This window comes from Citrobacter sp. Marseille-Q3906 (assembly GCF_916618775.1).
Classification (GTDB): domain Bacteria; phylum Pseudomonadota; class Gammaproteobacteria; order Enterobacterales; family Enterobacteriaceae; genus Citrobacter; species Citrobacter murliniae.
On record NZ_CAKAKA010000002.1, the window covers coordinates 1,829,040 to 1,843,819 of the forward strand.

Sequence of the window (14,780 nt, forward strand, 5' to 3'; positions counted from 1 at the left end):
TAATGAATTTCAACAAGAGTTTTCTTTACACAGCGCTGTCGTTTGTTTTTGCACAGAATGCTTACGCCGGGCCAGAAAGCGAAACGATGACTGTCTGGTCAAGTCCAGCCTCTGCGGCCAGCACGACGGTACTTGGACAGGAAACAATGCAGGATCTGGACAAGCAAAACGTTGCCCAGGCGTTGAGTGTTATCCCCGGTGTAGTGCTACAAAAATCAGGCAACCGTAACGAACAGCAGGTGAAAGTACGCGGCTTTGATAGCCGTCAGGTGCCGGTATTTTTCGACGGTGTTCCTGTTTATATCCCCTATGATGGCAACCTGGATTTAGGACGTTTTCTCACCTCTGATATCGCCACGGTTGAAGTCTCTAAAGGTTACTCATCCTTGCTTCAGGGACCAAACCAGATGGGTGGCGCTATCAACATCACCACTAAAAAACCGACGAAACCCGTTGAGGGCAGTATCGGATATCGTCAGGGCTGGAGTCGCAGTAAAGACAATGCCCACGATATGCACGCCTCATTTGGCGCCAGTAACGACCTGGGATATATCCAGCTTAGCGGGAGCCAACTGAAGCAAGATTTTCTCGGCTTGCCGCATGGTACGGATAACCCGGTGGCGGGTCGCAATGGCAAAATGATTAACTCATCCGCTGATGATAAACGCGGGATCGTTAAACTGGGTTTCACCCCGCGTGACAATGATGAATATGTCCTCACCTACATCAATCAGGACGGCGAAAAAGATAACCCTCCCTACGCCGGTACCAGCAGCCAGAAATCACGCTACTGGCAGTGGCCACAATACGATAAAGAGAGTTATTACTACCAGGGCACGACACATCTGGGCGATCGCTTTACCCTGAAAAGTCGACTTTATCGCGACACCTTTGAAAATACACTGATGATGTACAACTCTGTTGCTGATTTAAAAAATAAGAAAGGCAGCTACAGCCACTATTCTGACTATAGCGACGGGGCTGGCCTGCAGCTCGCCGCCGATATGCGTGAAAACGATCTGCTCTCTTTTGCTGTTAACTGGAAAGACGATGTTCACCGCGAAAAAGGCGCACCGAACGCCGCTTACGATCGTTACGAAGACCGTACCTGGTCTGTCGCCAGTGAATACCAGTGGGCAGCAGCGGACAGTGTCGATGTCGTCGCGGGTATAAGCTACGACTGGCGCGACAGTCTGGAGGGGATGAAGCATGAGAAAAACGGTAGCGTCACCCATTATGATGACAACAATCAGTCGGCATTTAACTGGCAGGTGATGACCAAATATCACTTTGAAAATTCTGACACCCTGGCGCTTTCTTACTCTGACAGAACGCGCTTTCCGACGCTCAAAGAACGTTACACCACGTCGAAACCCGCTTATAACCAGGTGGCACTTGTTAATCCACAGCTAAAACCTGAACGTGCCCGCAGCGTCGACCTGACCTGGAATGGTTCGCTCACACAGGACTGGGGATTTGAAGTCAGCGTGTATTACAACCGCATTACCGATGCGATTCTTTCGCACAATATTGATGCAGACACTATCCAGAATCAGAACAGCGGTCGCGTGGATTACACTGGTCTGGATGCGGGTGTCAAAGGTAACTTCTTTGATATGCTGGACGTCGGGTTAAGCTATGGATTCATCCATGCAGACGCCAAACGCAGTGATATCGGCAAGATTACCGACCTGCCTACGCAAACGCTCACAGCCTGGATGACGCTAAAACCCTGGGATCCGCTCAGCATCACGCTGTCCGAAGAGGCACGTTCCTCGAGCTACAGTAATACGGATGGCTCACAAAAAGCAGCAGGTTTTGCCATCACCCATTTACGTGCCGACTACGCCATCGGTCACGGTTTTAGCGTTAACGCATCGGTCAATAACCTGTTTGATACGCAATATGTGTATAGCGAAGGGTTTATCGAAGAAGGTCGCAATTACTGGGCAGGCGTTGAGTATAAATTCTAGCTATTATTGTTTCAGAAAAACGGCCCCGAGGGGCCGTTCAATTAATTTCTGCGCACAAGGCGGAAAACACCCAGCACGACAATCGCACCAACGACAGCCACCAGGAAACTGTGGAGATTAAATCCACTGACATCACCACCGAGACCAAACATTGTTGCCAGCCATCCACCAACCACGGCCCCGACGATACCGAGAATACAGGTCAGGATATACCCACCACCATCACGACCCGGCATGATCAGTTTGGCGATCACCCCCGCAATCAGACCAAAAATAATCCAGGCAATAATTCCCATTTTCAGGCCCTCTTTCCAGTGAATGCACGCGCAAGACATTCCTGCGCCACTAGGTTAAGTATAGGCAGTGCGTTTTCATTCAGACGTAATTCCGTGGATTTGATAAAAAATTTCATCCATTTGTATTAAGTTCCGTCACGTGATGCCGATAATCCAACGACAAACCAGGCATCCAGGAGTCATTAGGTGTGAGCAACTACAATGAGCAGTTCCTGAAGCAAAATCCATTAGCGGTGTTAGGCGTGCTCCGGGACTTAAATATCAACCAGGTTCCACTGCGTATCTCCTGGTCAGGAGGTCAGTTCATCAGCAAGATCCTCGCTGTTAACCCTGACGAACTGATCATGGATTTTGGCAGTCAGGAATATGAAAACCACGCCGTACAACGCGCGAATCAAATTTCTATAATCGCCGAAACGCAGGGGGCCAAAGTTGAATTCACCCTGCCAGAGCTCAAAAAAGGCGAGTATCAGCGGCTGCCGGCATTTATCTCATCACTGCCGCCTGCGCTATGGTTCATCCAGCGTCGGGAGTATTTTCGCATCTGTGCTCCACTGCATCCTCCCTATCACTGCACGGCAAAAATGCCGGACAACAGTATTCTGCGTTTCCGCTTATTCGATCTGTCTCTCGGCGGGATGGGCGCATTGTTAGAAGAGGCAAAACCCGAGGGGTTGACGGAAGGGATGCGCTTCTCGCAAGTTGAACTGAATATGGAACGATGGGGGGTATATCATGTTGACGCCCAGCTCATCTCCATTAGCGAACGCAAAGTTATTGACGGGAAAAATGAGACCATCACCACTCCCCGCCTGAGCTTCCGTTTTCTCAACGTTGGCCCGGCGGTGGAGCGGGAATTACAGCGGATTATTTTTTCACTTGAGCGCGAAGCCCGGGAAAAATCTAATAAGGTGCGCGAATAGCATCGCGCTAACTACATGGCATCCAGCGCTTGCTGAAGCTTCCAGATATAGCGTGGAGCCTGCGGCGCAGGATGGTTATCGGCAACGTGTTCGATAAACTCATCAGCACTAAGATCGTTGATTTTGCTGATAGCCTTTTTCCTGTCGGAGGAGAATGTCCGCAGAAGCGCGCCGGCACCGTTGGCATATGACACCACCAGGGCATATTGCATTACCTGTGGATCTTCGATCCCAGCCAATGGCCCGTTTTCCAGAATACTCAGGTATGCTGCACCCATAGAGATATTTCGCTCAGGGTTTTTCAGCTCACTGGTAGACGGCTCTCCACTCCATCCCATGCGACGATATACATCCCGTCCCGAAGTGGAGGCTTTTAATTGCATCAGTCCAATTGCATTGGATTTGCTGACGGCATTTGGGTTACCACCCGATTCAATCGCGATGATAGCCGTAATCAATTGTGGGCTAACCCCCCAGGCCGCGCCGGCTTTTTCACTAATAGGCATCCATTGCATTGCGCGTTTTACAGGAACTTCAGCATTCCATGGCGGATTTTTGTAATCCTGTTTTGAACTACAGCCCGCAAGTAATACAACCAAAAAAGCAAACCATCTCAATTTCACGTCATCTATCCTTATAGCCGGAACCTGTCGCTGAGGTGACAACGACATACCTACGCGGCATGATATACATTTGGTTTTAGTTGTAGCAAGGAAATGCCATGTCCCGGTTTCACTTAATTGCCCCTTCGGGCTACTGTCTCAACCAGCAAGCGGCGTTACGCGGGCTTCAGCGTCTTACTGAAGCAGGTCATCAGGTCGAAAACTCTGCAGTTATTGCCCGTCGCTACCAGCGTTTTGCCGGTACCGAAGCAGAACGACTGGCGGATGTAAATTCACTCGTTGACCTGAAAACGCCCAATACCATTGTGATGCCGGTACGCGGCGGCTACGGCGCCAGTCGTTTGCTGGAGGATATTGACTGGCAGGCGCTGGCCGCCAGACAGCAACACGATCCGTTGCTTATCTGCGGGCACAGCGACTTTACGGCAATCCAGTGTGGTCTGCTAGCGCAGGGCAATGTCATCACCTTCAGCGGTCCGATGCTGGCAGCAAACTTCGGTGCCGAGGAGATGGATCCGTTTACTGAACAGCATTTCTGGCTGGCGCTGCGCAATGCGCAATTTACTGTCGACTGGCAGGGTAATGGCCCTGAATGCGCGACTGAAGGAACGTTGTGGGGGGGGAATCTGGCGATGCTCATGTCGCTGATAGGTACGCCGTGGATGCCAGCTATCGATAACGGTATTTTGGTGCTGGAAGACATTAACGAGCACCCATTCCGCGTAGAACGTATGCTCCTGCAGTTGTATAACGCGGGTATTTTAGCTCGCCAGAACGCCATCATTCTGGGCAGTTTTAGCGGCAGTACGCCGAATGATTACGACGCCGGTTACGATCTGGATGCAGCCTGTACGTTTCTACGTTCCAGACTGTCTGTGCCATTGATTAGCGGCCTCGATTTTGGCCATGAGCAACGTACCGTCACGCTACCGCTGGGCGCTAATGCAGTGCTGAAAAATGATAAAAACGGCAGTCAGCTCACACTGACCGGACATCCGGTGCTTAAATCGTAAAAAAAGCTTCATCCAGGGCTAAGTAAAACGCTGTTTCTGTCGTTATTATGTTAGGGTGTTATTAATACGAAACAGCGTAATTCAGGAGTAAACGAACGTTGGATGCCGCAGCAATTATCAGCCTTTTTATTTTAGGTTCCGTCCTCGTCACTTGTAGTATTTTACTCAGTTCATTCTCATCACGCCTTGGTATCCCTATTCTGGTGATATTTCTCGCTATCGGTATGTTGGCGGGCGTGGACGGTATTGGCGGTATTCCTTTCGATAACTACCCTTTCGCTTACATGGTGAGTAACCTGGCGCTGGCGATAATCCTGCTCGATGGCGGGATGCGAACCCAGGCCAGCTCCTTTCGCGTTGCGCTAGGTCCGGCGTTATCGCTGGCAACCATCGGGGTGTTGGTTACCTCCGGGTTAACCGGCATGATGGCCGCATGGCTGTTTCATTTGGATCTTATCGAAGGGCTGTTGATTGGTGCGATTGTCGGGTCAACTGATGCCGCGGCAGTCTTCTCTCTGCTCGGTGGTAAGGGACTTAACGAACGTGTCGGTTCCACGCTGGAAATAGAATCAGGTAGCAACGATCCGATGGCGGTATTTCTGACCATCACACTTATCGAAATGATCCAAAACCATGAGACCGGCTTAAGCTGGATGTTCGCGGTGCATATTATCCAGCAATTTGGTCTGGGTATCGCACTCGGTCTCGGCGGTGGTTATCTGCTGTTGCAAATGATTAACCGAATTTCGCTGCCTGCCGGACTCTATCCGCTGCTGGCGTTGAGCGGTGGGATCCTCGTTTTTGCCGTCACTACCGCACTCGAAGGAAGTGGAATTCTGGCGGTCTATCTGTGCGGATTTTTGCTTGGTAATCGCCCTATTCGCAACCGGTTTGGTATTCTGCAAAACTTTGACGGCCTGGCCTGGCTGGCGCAAATCGCGATGTTTCTGGTGTTGGGACTGCTGGTTACGCCGTCCGACCTGCTGCCAATTGCAGTGCCGGCGCTGATTTTATCTGCCTGGATGATTTTCTTTGCCCGCCCGTTGTCAGTGTTCGCCGGGCTGTTGCCGTTTCGGGGCTTCAATCTGCGCGAGAGAATTTTTATCAGTTGGGTTGGCTTACGCGGCGCGGTACCGATTATTCTGGCCGTATTCCCCATGATGGCCGGGCTGGAAAATGCGCGGCTGTTCTTTAACGTCGCGTTCTTCGTGGTGTTGATCTCGCTACTGTTTCAGGGCACGTCACTTTCCTGGGCCGCGAAAAAAGCCAAAGTGGTGGTCCCCCCGGTCGGCTGGCCTGTATCCCGTATTGGCCTGGATATTCATCCTGATAACCCCTGGGAGCAGTTCGTTTATCAGCTTAGTGCAGACAAATGGTGCGTTGGTGCAGCATTGCGTGATCTGCATATGCCAGAGGAAACACGAATTGCGGCACTGTTTCGCGACAACGTGCTGTTTCACCCGTCAGGCAGTACCCGTCTGCGTGAGGGCGATGTTTTGTGCGTGATTGGCCGCGAACGCGACCTCCCGGCATTAGGGAAGCTGTTCAGCCAGTCACCTCCGGTGGCATTAGACCAACGGTTTTTTGGTGATTTTATTCTCGAAGCCAGTGCCAAATATGCTGACGTCGCGCTGATTTATGGGCTGGAAGATGGCACCGAGTACCGCGAAAAACAACAAACGTTGGGTGAAATTGTCCAGCAACTGTTAGGTGCAGCACCGGTTGTGGGCGACCAGGTGGAGTTTGCCGGCATGATCTGGACCGTTGCTGAAAAAGAGGATAATGCGGTATTGAAGGTCGGTGTGAGGGTGGCCGAAGAAGAGAGTGAATAACTGAACTGACCGTAACTTTCGTGGGCCGGATTAGCATAAGTGCCATCCGGCCATGTGTAAAGTTACACCGTCACAACAGGCACACGCAGCGCCAGCGAACACATTAACTCATAGCCCACCGTACCTGCCGCTGCTGCCACATCATCGATTTTGATCTCTTTCCCCCACAGCTCTACAGGCGTACCTATTCCTGCCTGTGGACACGGAGTCAGATCAACGGCCAGCATATCCATGGATACCATTCCTACCGTACTGGTTCGCACACCGTCCACCAGCACTGGCGTACCGCTTGCTGCATGACGCGGATAACCGTCGGCGTAGCCGGTAGCCACAATTCCTATTCGCTGCTCACCGCTGGCAGTGTAACGCCCGCCGTAACCGACCCGGTCCCCCGCTTTCAGCGTCTGCACACCAATGATTTCGCTGCTCAACGTCATGACGGGTTTAAGACCTGTGTTGGCAATATCACGCCATTGCCCGGATGGAGATGCGCCGTACAAAATAATACCAGGACGAACCCAGTCAAAATGCGCTTCCGGGTGCCACAGCGTCGCTGCCGAGTTAGACAGCGAACGTTTGCACTCCAGTCCTTCCGTCGCCAGCCCGATCCGCGTCATCGCCTCCTGAATGCCATCCGGGTGTTCAGCATCCGCAAAATGTGACATCAGCGTCATTTGACCGACGTTAGGCATCGCCCGCAGCTGTTGCCAGACGGTCGATATCCGTTCCGGTAAAAAACCCAGTCGGTTCATGCCGCTGTTAACCTTCAGATAAACATCCAGCGGCGCGTTAAGGCGGGCATTCTGCAACGCTTTAAGTTGCCAGTTACTGTGTACACAGGTGGTCAGACGATACGTGTCATACACCGTCAGGTCTTCAGCATGGAAAAAGCCCTCCAGCATGAGGATCGGGCCTTTCCATCCACGCTCGCGCAAGGTTATCGCCTCTTCAAGATTGAGCATGGCGAAACCGTCGGTCGTTCCCAGCGCATTCCAGACACGTTCTATGCCGTGTCCGTACGCATTAGCTTTTACCACTGACCAGACGCGGGCGTCCGGTGCAGCCTGGCGCGCAATTGCCAGATTTTGTTTCAACGCCTGCAGGTCAATGCTGGCCAGTATCGGGCGGGTCATCTCGCGTCCTTATCAGTTATGTGCGCCGTGTAAATGCCGAGGACGTGACGGAGTAAATCCAGGGCTGTAACGTGCCACGCTCAGGTCGTCGTACGGTATCGCGGGAGTGCGCCCGGACAGAATATCGCTCAGGAGCTGGCCTGAGCCACAGGCCATTGTCCACCCCAGTGTGCCGTGACCGGTATTGAGCAACAGATTCTTAAAGCGGGTACGCCCCACGACTGGCGTACCGTCCGGCGTCATCGGGCGCAGTCCGGTCCAGAAGGTCGCCTGCTCCACATGACCACCGCGCGGGAAGAGATCGCGCACCACCATCTCCAGCGTTTCACGACGCGGCTGTAATAACTCCGTATTGAAGCCCACAATCTCTGCCATACCACCAACGCGAATACGGTTATCAAAACGGGTAATGGCGATTTTGTAGGTTTCATCAAGAATAGTGGAAACCGGTGCACCATTTTCCTCGGCAATTGGGATAGTCAACGAATAGCCCTTAAGCGGATACACAGGGATATCAACAATCCCTTTCAGCATTGCCGTGGAGTAAGAGCCAAACGCCATCACATAGGCATCGGCTTTGATGATTTCATCTCCGCACTGCACGCCGTATATCTGCTCGCCTTCGCTCAGCAGCTTATCAACCGGCGTGTTGTAGCGAAACTTAACGCCCGCCAGCTCCGCCATTTGCGCCAGCCGCTGGGTAAACAACTGGCAGTCTCCAGTTTCGTCATTAGGTAAGCGCAATCCGCCGGTCAGCTTATGCGCGACTTCAGCCAGCGCCGGTTCGACTTCCGCCAGGCGGTTAGCTTCCAGCAACTGATAAGGTACTCCAGCATCTTCCAGGACGGCGATGTCACGCGTGGCGTTCTCATACTGTTGCGCGGTGCGGAAGAGTTGTAACGTCCCACCCTGACGACCTTCATACTCAATGCCCGTCGTCGCGCGCAGTGCCTTCAGGCAATCGCGGCTGTACTCCGCCAGGCGTACCATACGACCCTTGTTTTCCATGTAATGGCTGGTGTCACAGTTACGCAGCATTTGCCACATCCATTTCAGCTGGAACTGCGTACCGTCAAGGCGAACGGCTAACGGAGCATGGCGCTGAAACATCCACTTAATTGCTTTTAGCGGTACACCCGGCGCCGCCCAGGGTGCGGCATAACCTGGAGAGATTTGCCCCGCATTCGCCGCGCTGGTTTCCAGTGCCGGGCCGGGCTCACGATCAATGACGGTGACATCGTGTCCAGCCTGACTTAAATACCAGGCGCTGGTCACGCCAACGACACCACTTCCCAGTATGACAACTCGCATAGCCACTCCGTTAACAGTAAAAGAACAATCTTCTAATTACATCTTGATAACTCAGTTGAAAATATTATTCAACATATGGCTTTTTTATGGTGACCTATCTCACACATAGCGGTGATTGCAGGGAACTCTCTGGTTTGGGATCTCCTGCTACGCGTTATTTTTATCCAGCATAAAATTTTGTGATTATTGCGTTTTTCGACTCCACGCTGATGAGATATCGCAAAGAAAAATTTTCTGCTTGAGCACGCTTTTTAACACCGTGTTCTATGCTTGAAATGAGGTACTCCAGACAGAGAGTGCCGCCAACAATGAGGGTGCGCGAATGGCTACGATTGATTCCATGAACAAGGACACCACACGGTTGAGCGATGGACCCGACTGGACGTTTGATCTGCTGGATGTCTATCTGGCGGAAATAGACCGCGTGGCGAAACTCTATAAGCTGGATACCTACCCGCACCAAATCGAGGTGATCACCTCCGAGCAGATGATGGACGCCTACTCCAGCGTCGGGATGCCGATCAACTATCCTCACTGGTCGTTTGGTAAAAAGTTTATTGAAACCGAACGTTTGTATAAGCATGGGCAGCAAGGACTGGCCTATGAGATTGTCATTAACTCTAACCCATGTATCGCTTATTTGATGGAGGAGAACACCATTACCATGCAGGCGCTGGTGATGGCGCATGCCTGCTACGGGCACAACTCCTTTTTCAAAAATAACTACCTTTTCCGCAGCTGGACCGACGCCAGCTCGATTGTCGATTATCTGATTTTCGCGCGGAACTACATTACCCAGTGCGAAGAGCGCTACGGGGTTGATGAAGTTGAAAAACTGCTCGACTCCTGTCACGCGCTGATGAATTACGGCGTTGATCGCTATAAACGCCCACAAAAAATTTCATTACAGGAAGAGAAAGCCCGGCAAAAAAGCCGTGAAGAATATCTGCAAAGTCAGGTGAATATGCTGTGGCGTACCTTGCCGAAAAAAGAGGAAGAGAAAACCGTGTTTGAAGCGCGGCGTTATCCCTCTGAGCCACAGGAGAACCTGCTGTACTTCATGGAGAAAAATGCCCCGCTGCTGGAGTCCTGGCAGCGAGAAGTCCTGCGCATCGTGCGTAAGGTGAGTCAGTATTTTTATCCGCAGAAACAGACCCAAGTGATGAACGAAGGCTGGGCGACATTCTGGCATTACACCATCCTTAACCACCTTTATGATGAAGGTAAAGTCACCGAGCGGTTTATGCTGGAGTTTCTTCACAGCCATACCAATGTGGTATTCCAGCCACCGTACAACAGCCCATGGTATAGCGGAATCAACCCCTATGCCCTCGGTTTTGCAATGTTCCAGGATATCAAGCGTATATGTCAGTCGCCTACCGAGGAGGATAAATACTGGTTCCCGGATATTGCCGGTTCCGACTGGCTGGAAACTCTGCATTTCGCGATGCGCGATTTTAAAGACGAGAGCTTTATCAGTCAGTTCCTGTCACCGAAAGTGATGCGTGATTTCCGTCTGTTCACCGTGCTGGATGATGACAGGCATAACTATCTGGAGATTTCAGCAATTCACAACGAAGAGGGTTATCGTGAAATCCGCAACAGATTGTCGTCGCAATATAACCTGAGCAACCTGGAGCCAAATATTCAAATCTGGAATGTTGATCTGCGCGGCGATCGTTCCCTCACCTTACGCTATATCCCGCATAACCGCGCGCCGTTGGATAAAGGACGTAAAGAGGTGCTGAAACATGTACATCGTCTGTGGGGATTTGATGTGACGCTGGAACAACAGAATGAGGATGGGAGCGTTGAACTACTGGAGCGTTGCCCGCCAAGAATGAACGGTCTGTAAAATCTAATGCCGGATGACGCTGTCATCCGGCATTTAGCGATTAGCGGCCCTGAATAGCTAAATCACCCGGCAGATTCTTCTGCATACGATGCCAAATTTCACCACTATCGTGACCATAGCGGCGCACCGTTTCATATACCTGGTCATGAGAACCCTGCTCACACAGCTCTGACAGTTTACGGTAGAAATTCAGCGCCAGACCACGGGCTTCCGGGTTGGCAAAGTAATGACGGCCAATACGCGTATACAGCCCTTTCATTCCGTTCAGGATCAGACCATAAATCGGGTTACCGGACGCAAATGCCAGGCCGCGGAAAATGTTGTAGTCCAGATCGGCGAATGCGTCAGCATGATCGGCAACCTGATTCGCCGTCGCCAGAACGTCCTGCGCTTTGTCCGGATGCTGGCGGAACGCAGTACGAATAAAGATCGTCGAGATATTGGTTCGCACCGACAGCAAATTATCAATCAACTGCGGGACACTCTCATGATCGAGGCGCGCCAGCGTTTCCAGGATGTTCAGCCCGGACGTTTCCCAGAAATTATTCACTTTCGTCGGTTTACCGTGTTGAATGGTCAACCAGCCGTCCCGCGCCAGGCGTTGCAATACTTCACGCAACGTGGTTCGTGTGACTCCGATGAGTTCAGAGAGTTCACGTTCTGCGGGCAAAATAGTGCCAGGGGGGAAGCGGTTATTCCAGATACTTTCAATGATGTACTCTTCCGCGAACCCCGCCGGGCTTTGCGCCTTAATGACCATAGTAATAATTCCATTACACAGCAAAACATAGTTACAGTTATCATACCAGACGGGTTACATAGCTGATAGCTGACACCATGAAGAAAAAGTGGATCAAGGCTTCATTTTCCAGATAACGCTGAAGTACATCTGCCGCGAGGCGTCACGTGAAGAGCTTGCCTGCAATCCTTCGTCCCGCTAAGCTTTGCGGTCAAACATAAAAACATGATTTCATTTTTATAGGTAAGGGAAACTGCCATGGAGCTCTCCTGGAGTCGCGCGTTGTGGCGCAACTTTTTGGGCCAGTCACCAGACTGGTACAAACTCGCATTACTTGTCTTCTTAATCGTTAATCCGATCATATTTTTCATCAACCCGTTTGTCGCAGGCTGGTTACTGGTTGCCGAATTCATTTTTACGCTGGCAATGGCGCTAAAATGCTATCCGCTGCTACCGGGTGGGCTGTTGGCCATTGAAGCCGTGATCATCGGCATGACCAGCGCCGCACATGTTCGCGAAGAGGTTGCCGCCAATCTGGAAGTGATATTGCTGCTGATGTTTATGGTGGCAGGCATCTACTTTATGAAGCAGTTGCTGCTGTTTATTTTTACCCGACTGCTGCTCAGCATCCGTTCCAAAATGATGCTGTCTCTGGCTTTTTGTGTTGCCGCAGCCTTCCTTTCCGCGTTCCTTGATGCATTGACTGTGGTTGCAGTGGTAATAAGCGTGGCGGTAGGTTTTTATGGCATCTACCATCGCATCGCCTCTTCCCGTGGTGAAGATAATAATATGCTCGATGACAGCCATATCGATCAGCATAATAAAGCCGTGCTTGAGCAGTTCCGCGGTTTTCTGCGCAGCCTGATGATGCACGCGGGGGTCGGTACAGCGCTGGGTGGCGTGATGACCATGGTGGGAGAACCGCAAAACCTGATTATCGCTAAAGCAGCGGGCTGGCATTTCGGTGACTTCTTCCTGCGCATGTCGCCAGTAACCGTCCCGGTATTGATTTGTGGACTGTTAACCTGCGTACTGGTCGAGAAATTACGTTGGTTCGGCTACGGTGAAACGTTGCCAGAGACGGTACGTGAAGTCCTGCAGCAGTTTGACGATCAAAGCCGCCTGCAGCGCACCCGCCAGGATAAAATTAAACTGATCATTCAGGCGATTATCGGCGTCTGGTTGGTGGTCGCCCTGGCTCTGCATCTGGCAGAAGTCGGGTTGATTGGCCTGTCTGTTATCATCCTGGCAACCTCTTTAACCGGTGTAACCGACGAGCATGCCATTGGGAAAGCATTCACCGAATCGCTGCCGTTCACCGCACTGCTCACCGTATTTTTCTCTATTGTTGCCGTGATTATCGATCAGCAACTCTTCGCGCCGATTATTCAGTTTGTTTTACAGTCATCAGAGCACGCACAGCTCACCCTGTTCTATCTCTTCAACGGCCTGCTCTCTTCTATCTCCGATAACGTTTTTGTTGGGACAATTTATATCAACGAAGCGAAAGCGGCGATGGAACACGGAACAATCAGCCTTAATCAGTTTGAGCTGTTAGCCGTAGCGATCAATACCGGCACCAACCTGCCTTCCGTCGCCACGCCTAATGGTCAGGCGGCTTTTCTGTTCCTGCTGACCTCCGCACTGGCACCGTTGATTCGACTTTCCTATGGCCGCATGGTGTGGATGGCTCTGCCTTATACGCTCGTTCTGACACTGGTTGGGCTTCTCTGCGTGGAGTTTACGCTCGTCCCGGTGACCGAGTGGATGACACAAACAGGCTGGTTAGCCACACTTTCATAGCAATTCACCGGGCAAATCACTGCCCGGTTTGACTTTTTGCATGATAATTATCCAATTACACAATATTTCAATTGCCGCTAGTGGCGCTTAAATTGAATTGGTTTAAACTGCGGTCTCTACGCATGTTGCAGGGAAATTATTATGTTGCGATTTTTAAACCAGTGTTCCCGTGGTCGTGGGGCATGGTTATTGTTGGCGCTCACCGCTTTGGCTCTGGAACTGGTCGCGCTGTGGTTCCAGCACGTTATGCTGCTTAAACCTTGCGTGTTGTGTATTTACGAACGTAGTGCATTATTCGGCGTGATGGGTGCTGGAGTGGTGGGGGCAATCGCGCCGAAAACACCGCTGCGCTACGTAGCAATCATTATCTGGATTTACAGTGCATGGCGCGGCCTGCAGTTGGCGTATGAACATACGATGATTCAGCTTCACCCGTCACCCTTTATGACCTGTGATTTTGCCGCGCGTTTCCCAAGCTGGTTACCACTGGATAAATGGCTGCCGCAGATATTCCTCGCATCCGGTGATTGTGCTGAACGTCAATGGTCCTTTTTAACCCTGGAAATGCCGCAGTGGCTATTGGGGATTTTTGCTGCTTATCTCATTGTCGCCGTGCTGGTGTTGATTGCTCAGCCGTTTAAACCGAAAAAACGCGACCTCTTCGGCCGCTAACAGAACGCTCCTCCGGGAGCGTTTTTTTTACCATAATGTCGTTGCCTGGTGGCATTTATAAGATGTATATTAAATACATCTTATAAATGCCACACCAAGGAGATGTCTTATGTCCCACTTACGCATCCCGGCAAACTGGAAAGTTAAACGCTCTACCCCCTTCTTTACTAAAGACAATGTCCCTGCAGCATTGCTTTCTCACCACAACACGGCAGCAGGTGTCTTTGGACAACTCTGCGTGATGGAAGGAACGGTAACCTATTACGGTTTCGCCAATGAAGAAGCGACAGAACCTGAGGTGAAGGTAGTTATCAATGCCGGTCAGTTCGCAACCAGCCCACCGCAGTACTGGCATCGTGTTGAATTAAGTGACGATGCACAATTCAATATTAATTTCTGGGTTGAAGATGACAACCACGGAGATGAGATGTATCAGGCGAAAAAGTCTTAATCTTCAACGCCTGCTGATCAATGGGCGGTTCATTCCGCCCATGAAGGTTTGTTCAAAATAGGCGGCACTATTAATTTATAGTGCGTCGAAGTGAGCAGAAATCAGTCATAAAGCAGAGTGTTAGCGCAAGACGAGTCACCACCTTCAGAGGTTTTG

At 51.2% G+C, this 14,780-nt stretch carries 13 protein-coding genes; 8 read left to right on the forward strand and 5 right to left on the reverse strand.

Annotation, left to right across the window (positions count from 1 at the left end; translation table 11 throughout):
• Nucleotides 1-2 precede the first annotated feature (2 nt).
• Nucleotides 3-1,973 (forward strand): TonB-dependent siderophore receptor, encoded by a 1,971-nt coding sequence (locus LG384_RS12840; protein WP_225761006.1) that lies wholly within the window; start codon nucleotides 3-5, stop codon nucleotides 1,971-1,973.
• A 41-nt stretch (nucleotides 1,974-2,014) separates the two neighbouring features.
• Here LG384_RS12840 and LG384_RS12845 read toward each other — a convergent pair whose 3' ends face one another.
• Entirely contained in the window at nucleotides 2,015-2,269 is a 255-nt protein-coding gene (locus LG384_RS12845; RefSeq protein ID WP_225761308.1) for a GlsB/YeaQ/YmgE family stress response membrane protein, read from the reverse strand.
• Nucleotides 2,270-2,457: 188 nt separating this feature from the next.
• On the opposite strand from LG384_RS12845, the gene ycgR reads away from it, so the two are divergent.
• On the forward strand, nucleotides 2,458-3,192 hold the full coding sequence (gene ycgR, locus LG384_RS12850; RefSeq protein ID WP_045443852.1) for a flagellar brake protein YcgR: 735 nt from the start codon (nucleotides 2,458-2,460) through the stop codon (nucleotides 3,190-3,192).
• A gap of 11 nt (nucleotides 3,193-3,203) precedes the next feature.
• On the opposite strand, the gene emtA is transcribed toward ycgR, so the two are convergent.
• Complete coding sequence (gene emtA, locus LG384_RS12855; RefSeq protein WP_048221326.1) at nucleotides 3,204-3,815, reverse strand: membrane-bound lytic murein transglycosylase EmtA; 612 nt, start codon at nucleotides 3,813-3,815, stop codon at nucleotides 3,204-3,206.
• Nucleotides 3,816-3,913: 98 nt separating this feature from the next.
• Between emtA and ldcA the strand changes: the two genes are divergently transcribed.
• On the forward strand, nucleotides 3,914-4,828 hold the full coding sequence (ldcA, locus tag LG384_RS12860) for a muramoyltetrapeptide carboxypeptidase (RefSeq protein ID WP_048221325.1): 915 nt from the start codon (nucleotides 3,914-3,916) through the stop codon (nucleotides 4,826-4,828).
• A gap of 98 nt (nucleotides 4,829-4,926) precedes the next feature.
• Nucleotides 4,927-6,660, forward strand: coding sequence for a potassium/proton antiporter (locus LG384_RS12865; RefSeq protein WP_045443861.1), 1,734 nt, complete (start codon nucleotides 4,927-4,929; stop codon nucleotides 6,658-6,660).
• 62 nt (nucleotides 6,661-6,722) lie between these two features.
• On the opposite strand, the gene dadX is transcribed toward LG384_RS12865, so the two are convergent.
• On the reverse strand, nucleotides 6,723-7,793 hold the full coding sequence (gene dadX, locus LG384_RS12870; protein ID WP_225761007.1) for a catabolic alanine racemase DadX: 1,071 nt from the start codon (nucleotides 7,791-7,793) through the stop codon (nucleotides 6,723-6,725).
• Between the two features lie 12 nt (nucleotides 7,794-7,805).
• A complete protein-coding gene (locus LG384_RS12875) occupies nucleotides 7,806-9,104 on the reverse strand; it encodes a D-amino acid dehydrogenase (protein ID WP_045443866.1) in 1,299 nt (432 codons plus the stop codon).
• A 322-nt stretch (nucleotides 9,105-9,426) separates the two neighbouring features.
• Here LG384_RS12875 and LG384_RS12880 point away from each other — a divergent pair, with 322 nt between their 5' ends.
• Nucleotides 9,427-10,959: a SpoVR family protein gene (locus LG384_RS12880; RefSeq protein WP_045443867.1), complete on the forward strand. Its 1,533-nt coding sequence runs from the start codon at nucleotides 9,427-9,429 to the stop codon at nucleotides 10,957-10,959.
• A 40-nt stretch (nucleotides 10,960-10,999) separates the two neighbouring features.
• Here LG384_RS12880 and fadR read toward each other — a convergent pair whose 3' ends face one another.
• A complete protein-coding gene (gene fadR / locus LG384_RS12885) occupies nucleotides 11,000-11,719 on the reverse strand; it encodes a fatty acid metabolism transcriptional regulator FadR (protein WP_045443868.1) in 720 nt (239 codons plus the stop codon).
• A gap of 237 nt (nucleotides 11,720-11,956) precedes the next feature.
• Between fadR and nhaB the strand changes: the two genes are divergently transcribed.
• From nhaB to LG384_RS12900, 3 genes are all read left to right on the forward strand, one after another.
• A complete protein-coding gene (gene nhaB, locus LG384_RS12890; protein WP_225761008.1) occupies nucleotides 11,957-13,501 on the forward strand; it encodes a Na(+)/H(+) antiporter NhaB in 1,545 nt (514 codons plus the stop codon).
• A gap of 141 nt (nucleotides 13,502-13,642) precedes the next feature.
• Nucleotides 13,643-14,173 (forward strand): disulfide bond formation protein DsbB, encoded by a 531-nt coding sequence (gene dsbB, locus LG384_RS12895; protein WP_225761009.1) that lies wholly within the window; start codon nucleotides 13,643-13,645, stop codon nucleotides 14,171-14,173.
• A 109-nt stretch (nucleotides 14,174-14,282) separates the two neighbouring features.
• Nucleotides 14,283-14,624 carry a DUF1971 domain-containing protein gene (locus LG384_RS12900; protein ID WP_045443877.1) on the forward strand — a complete coding sequence of 114 codons (342 nt, stop codon included), beginning with the start codon at nucleotides 14,283-14,285 and terminating at the stop codon, nucleotides 14,622-14,624.
• Nucleotides 14,625-14,780: the final 156 nt, after the last annotated feature.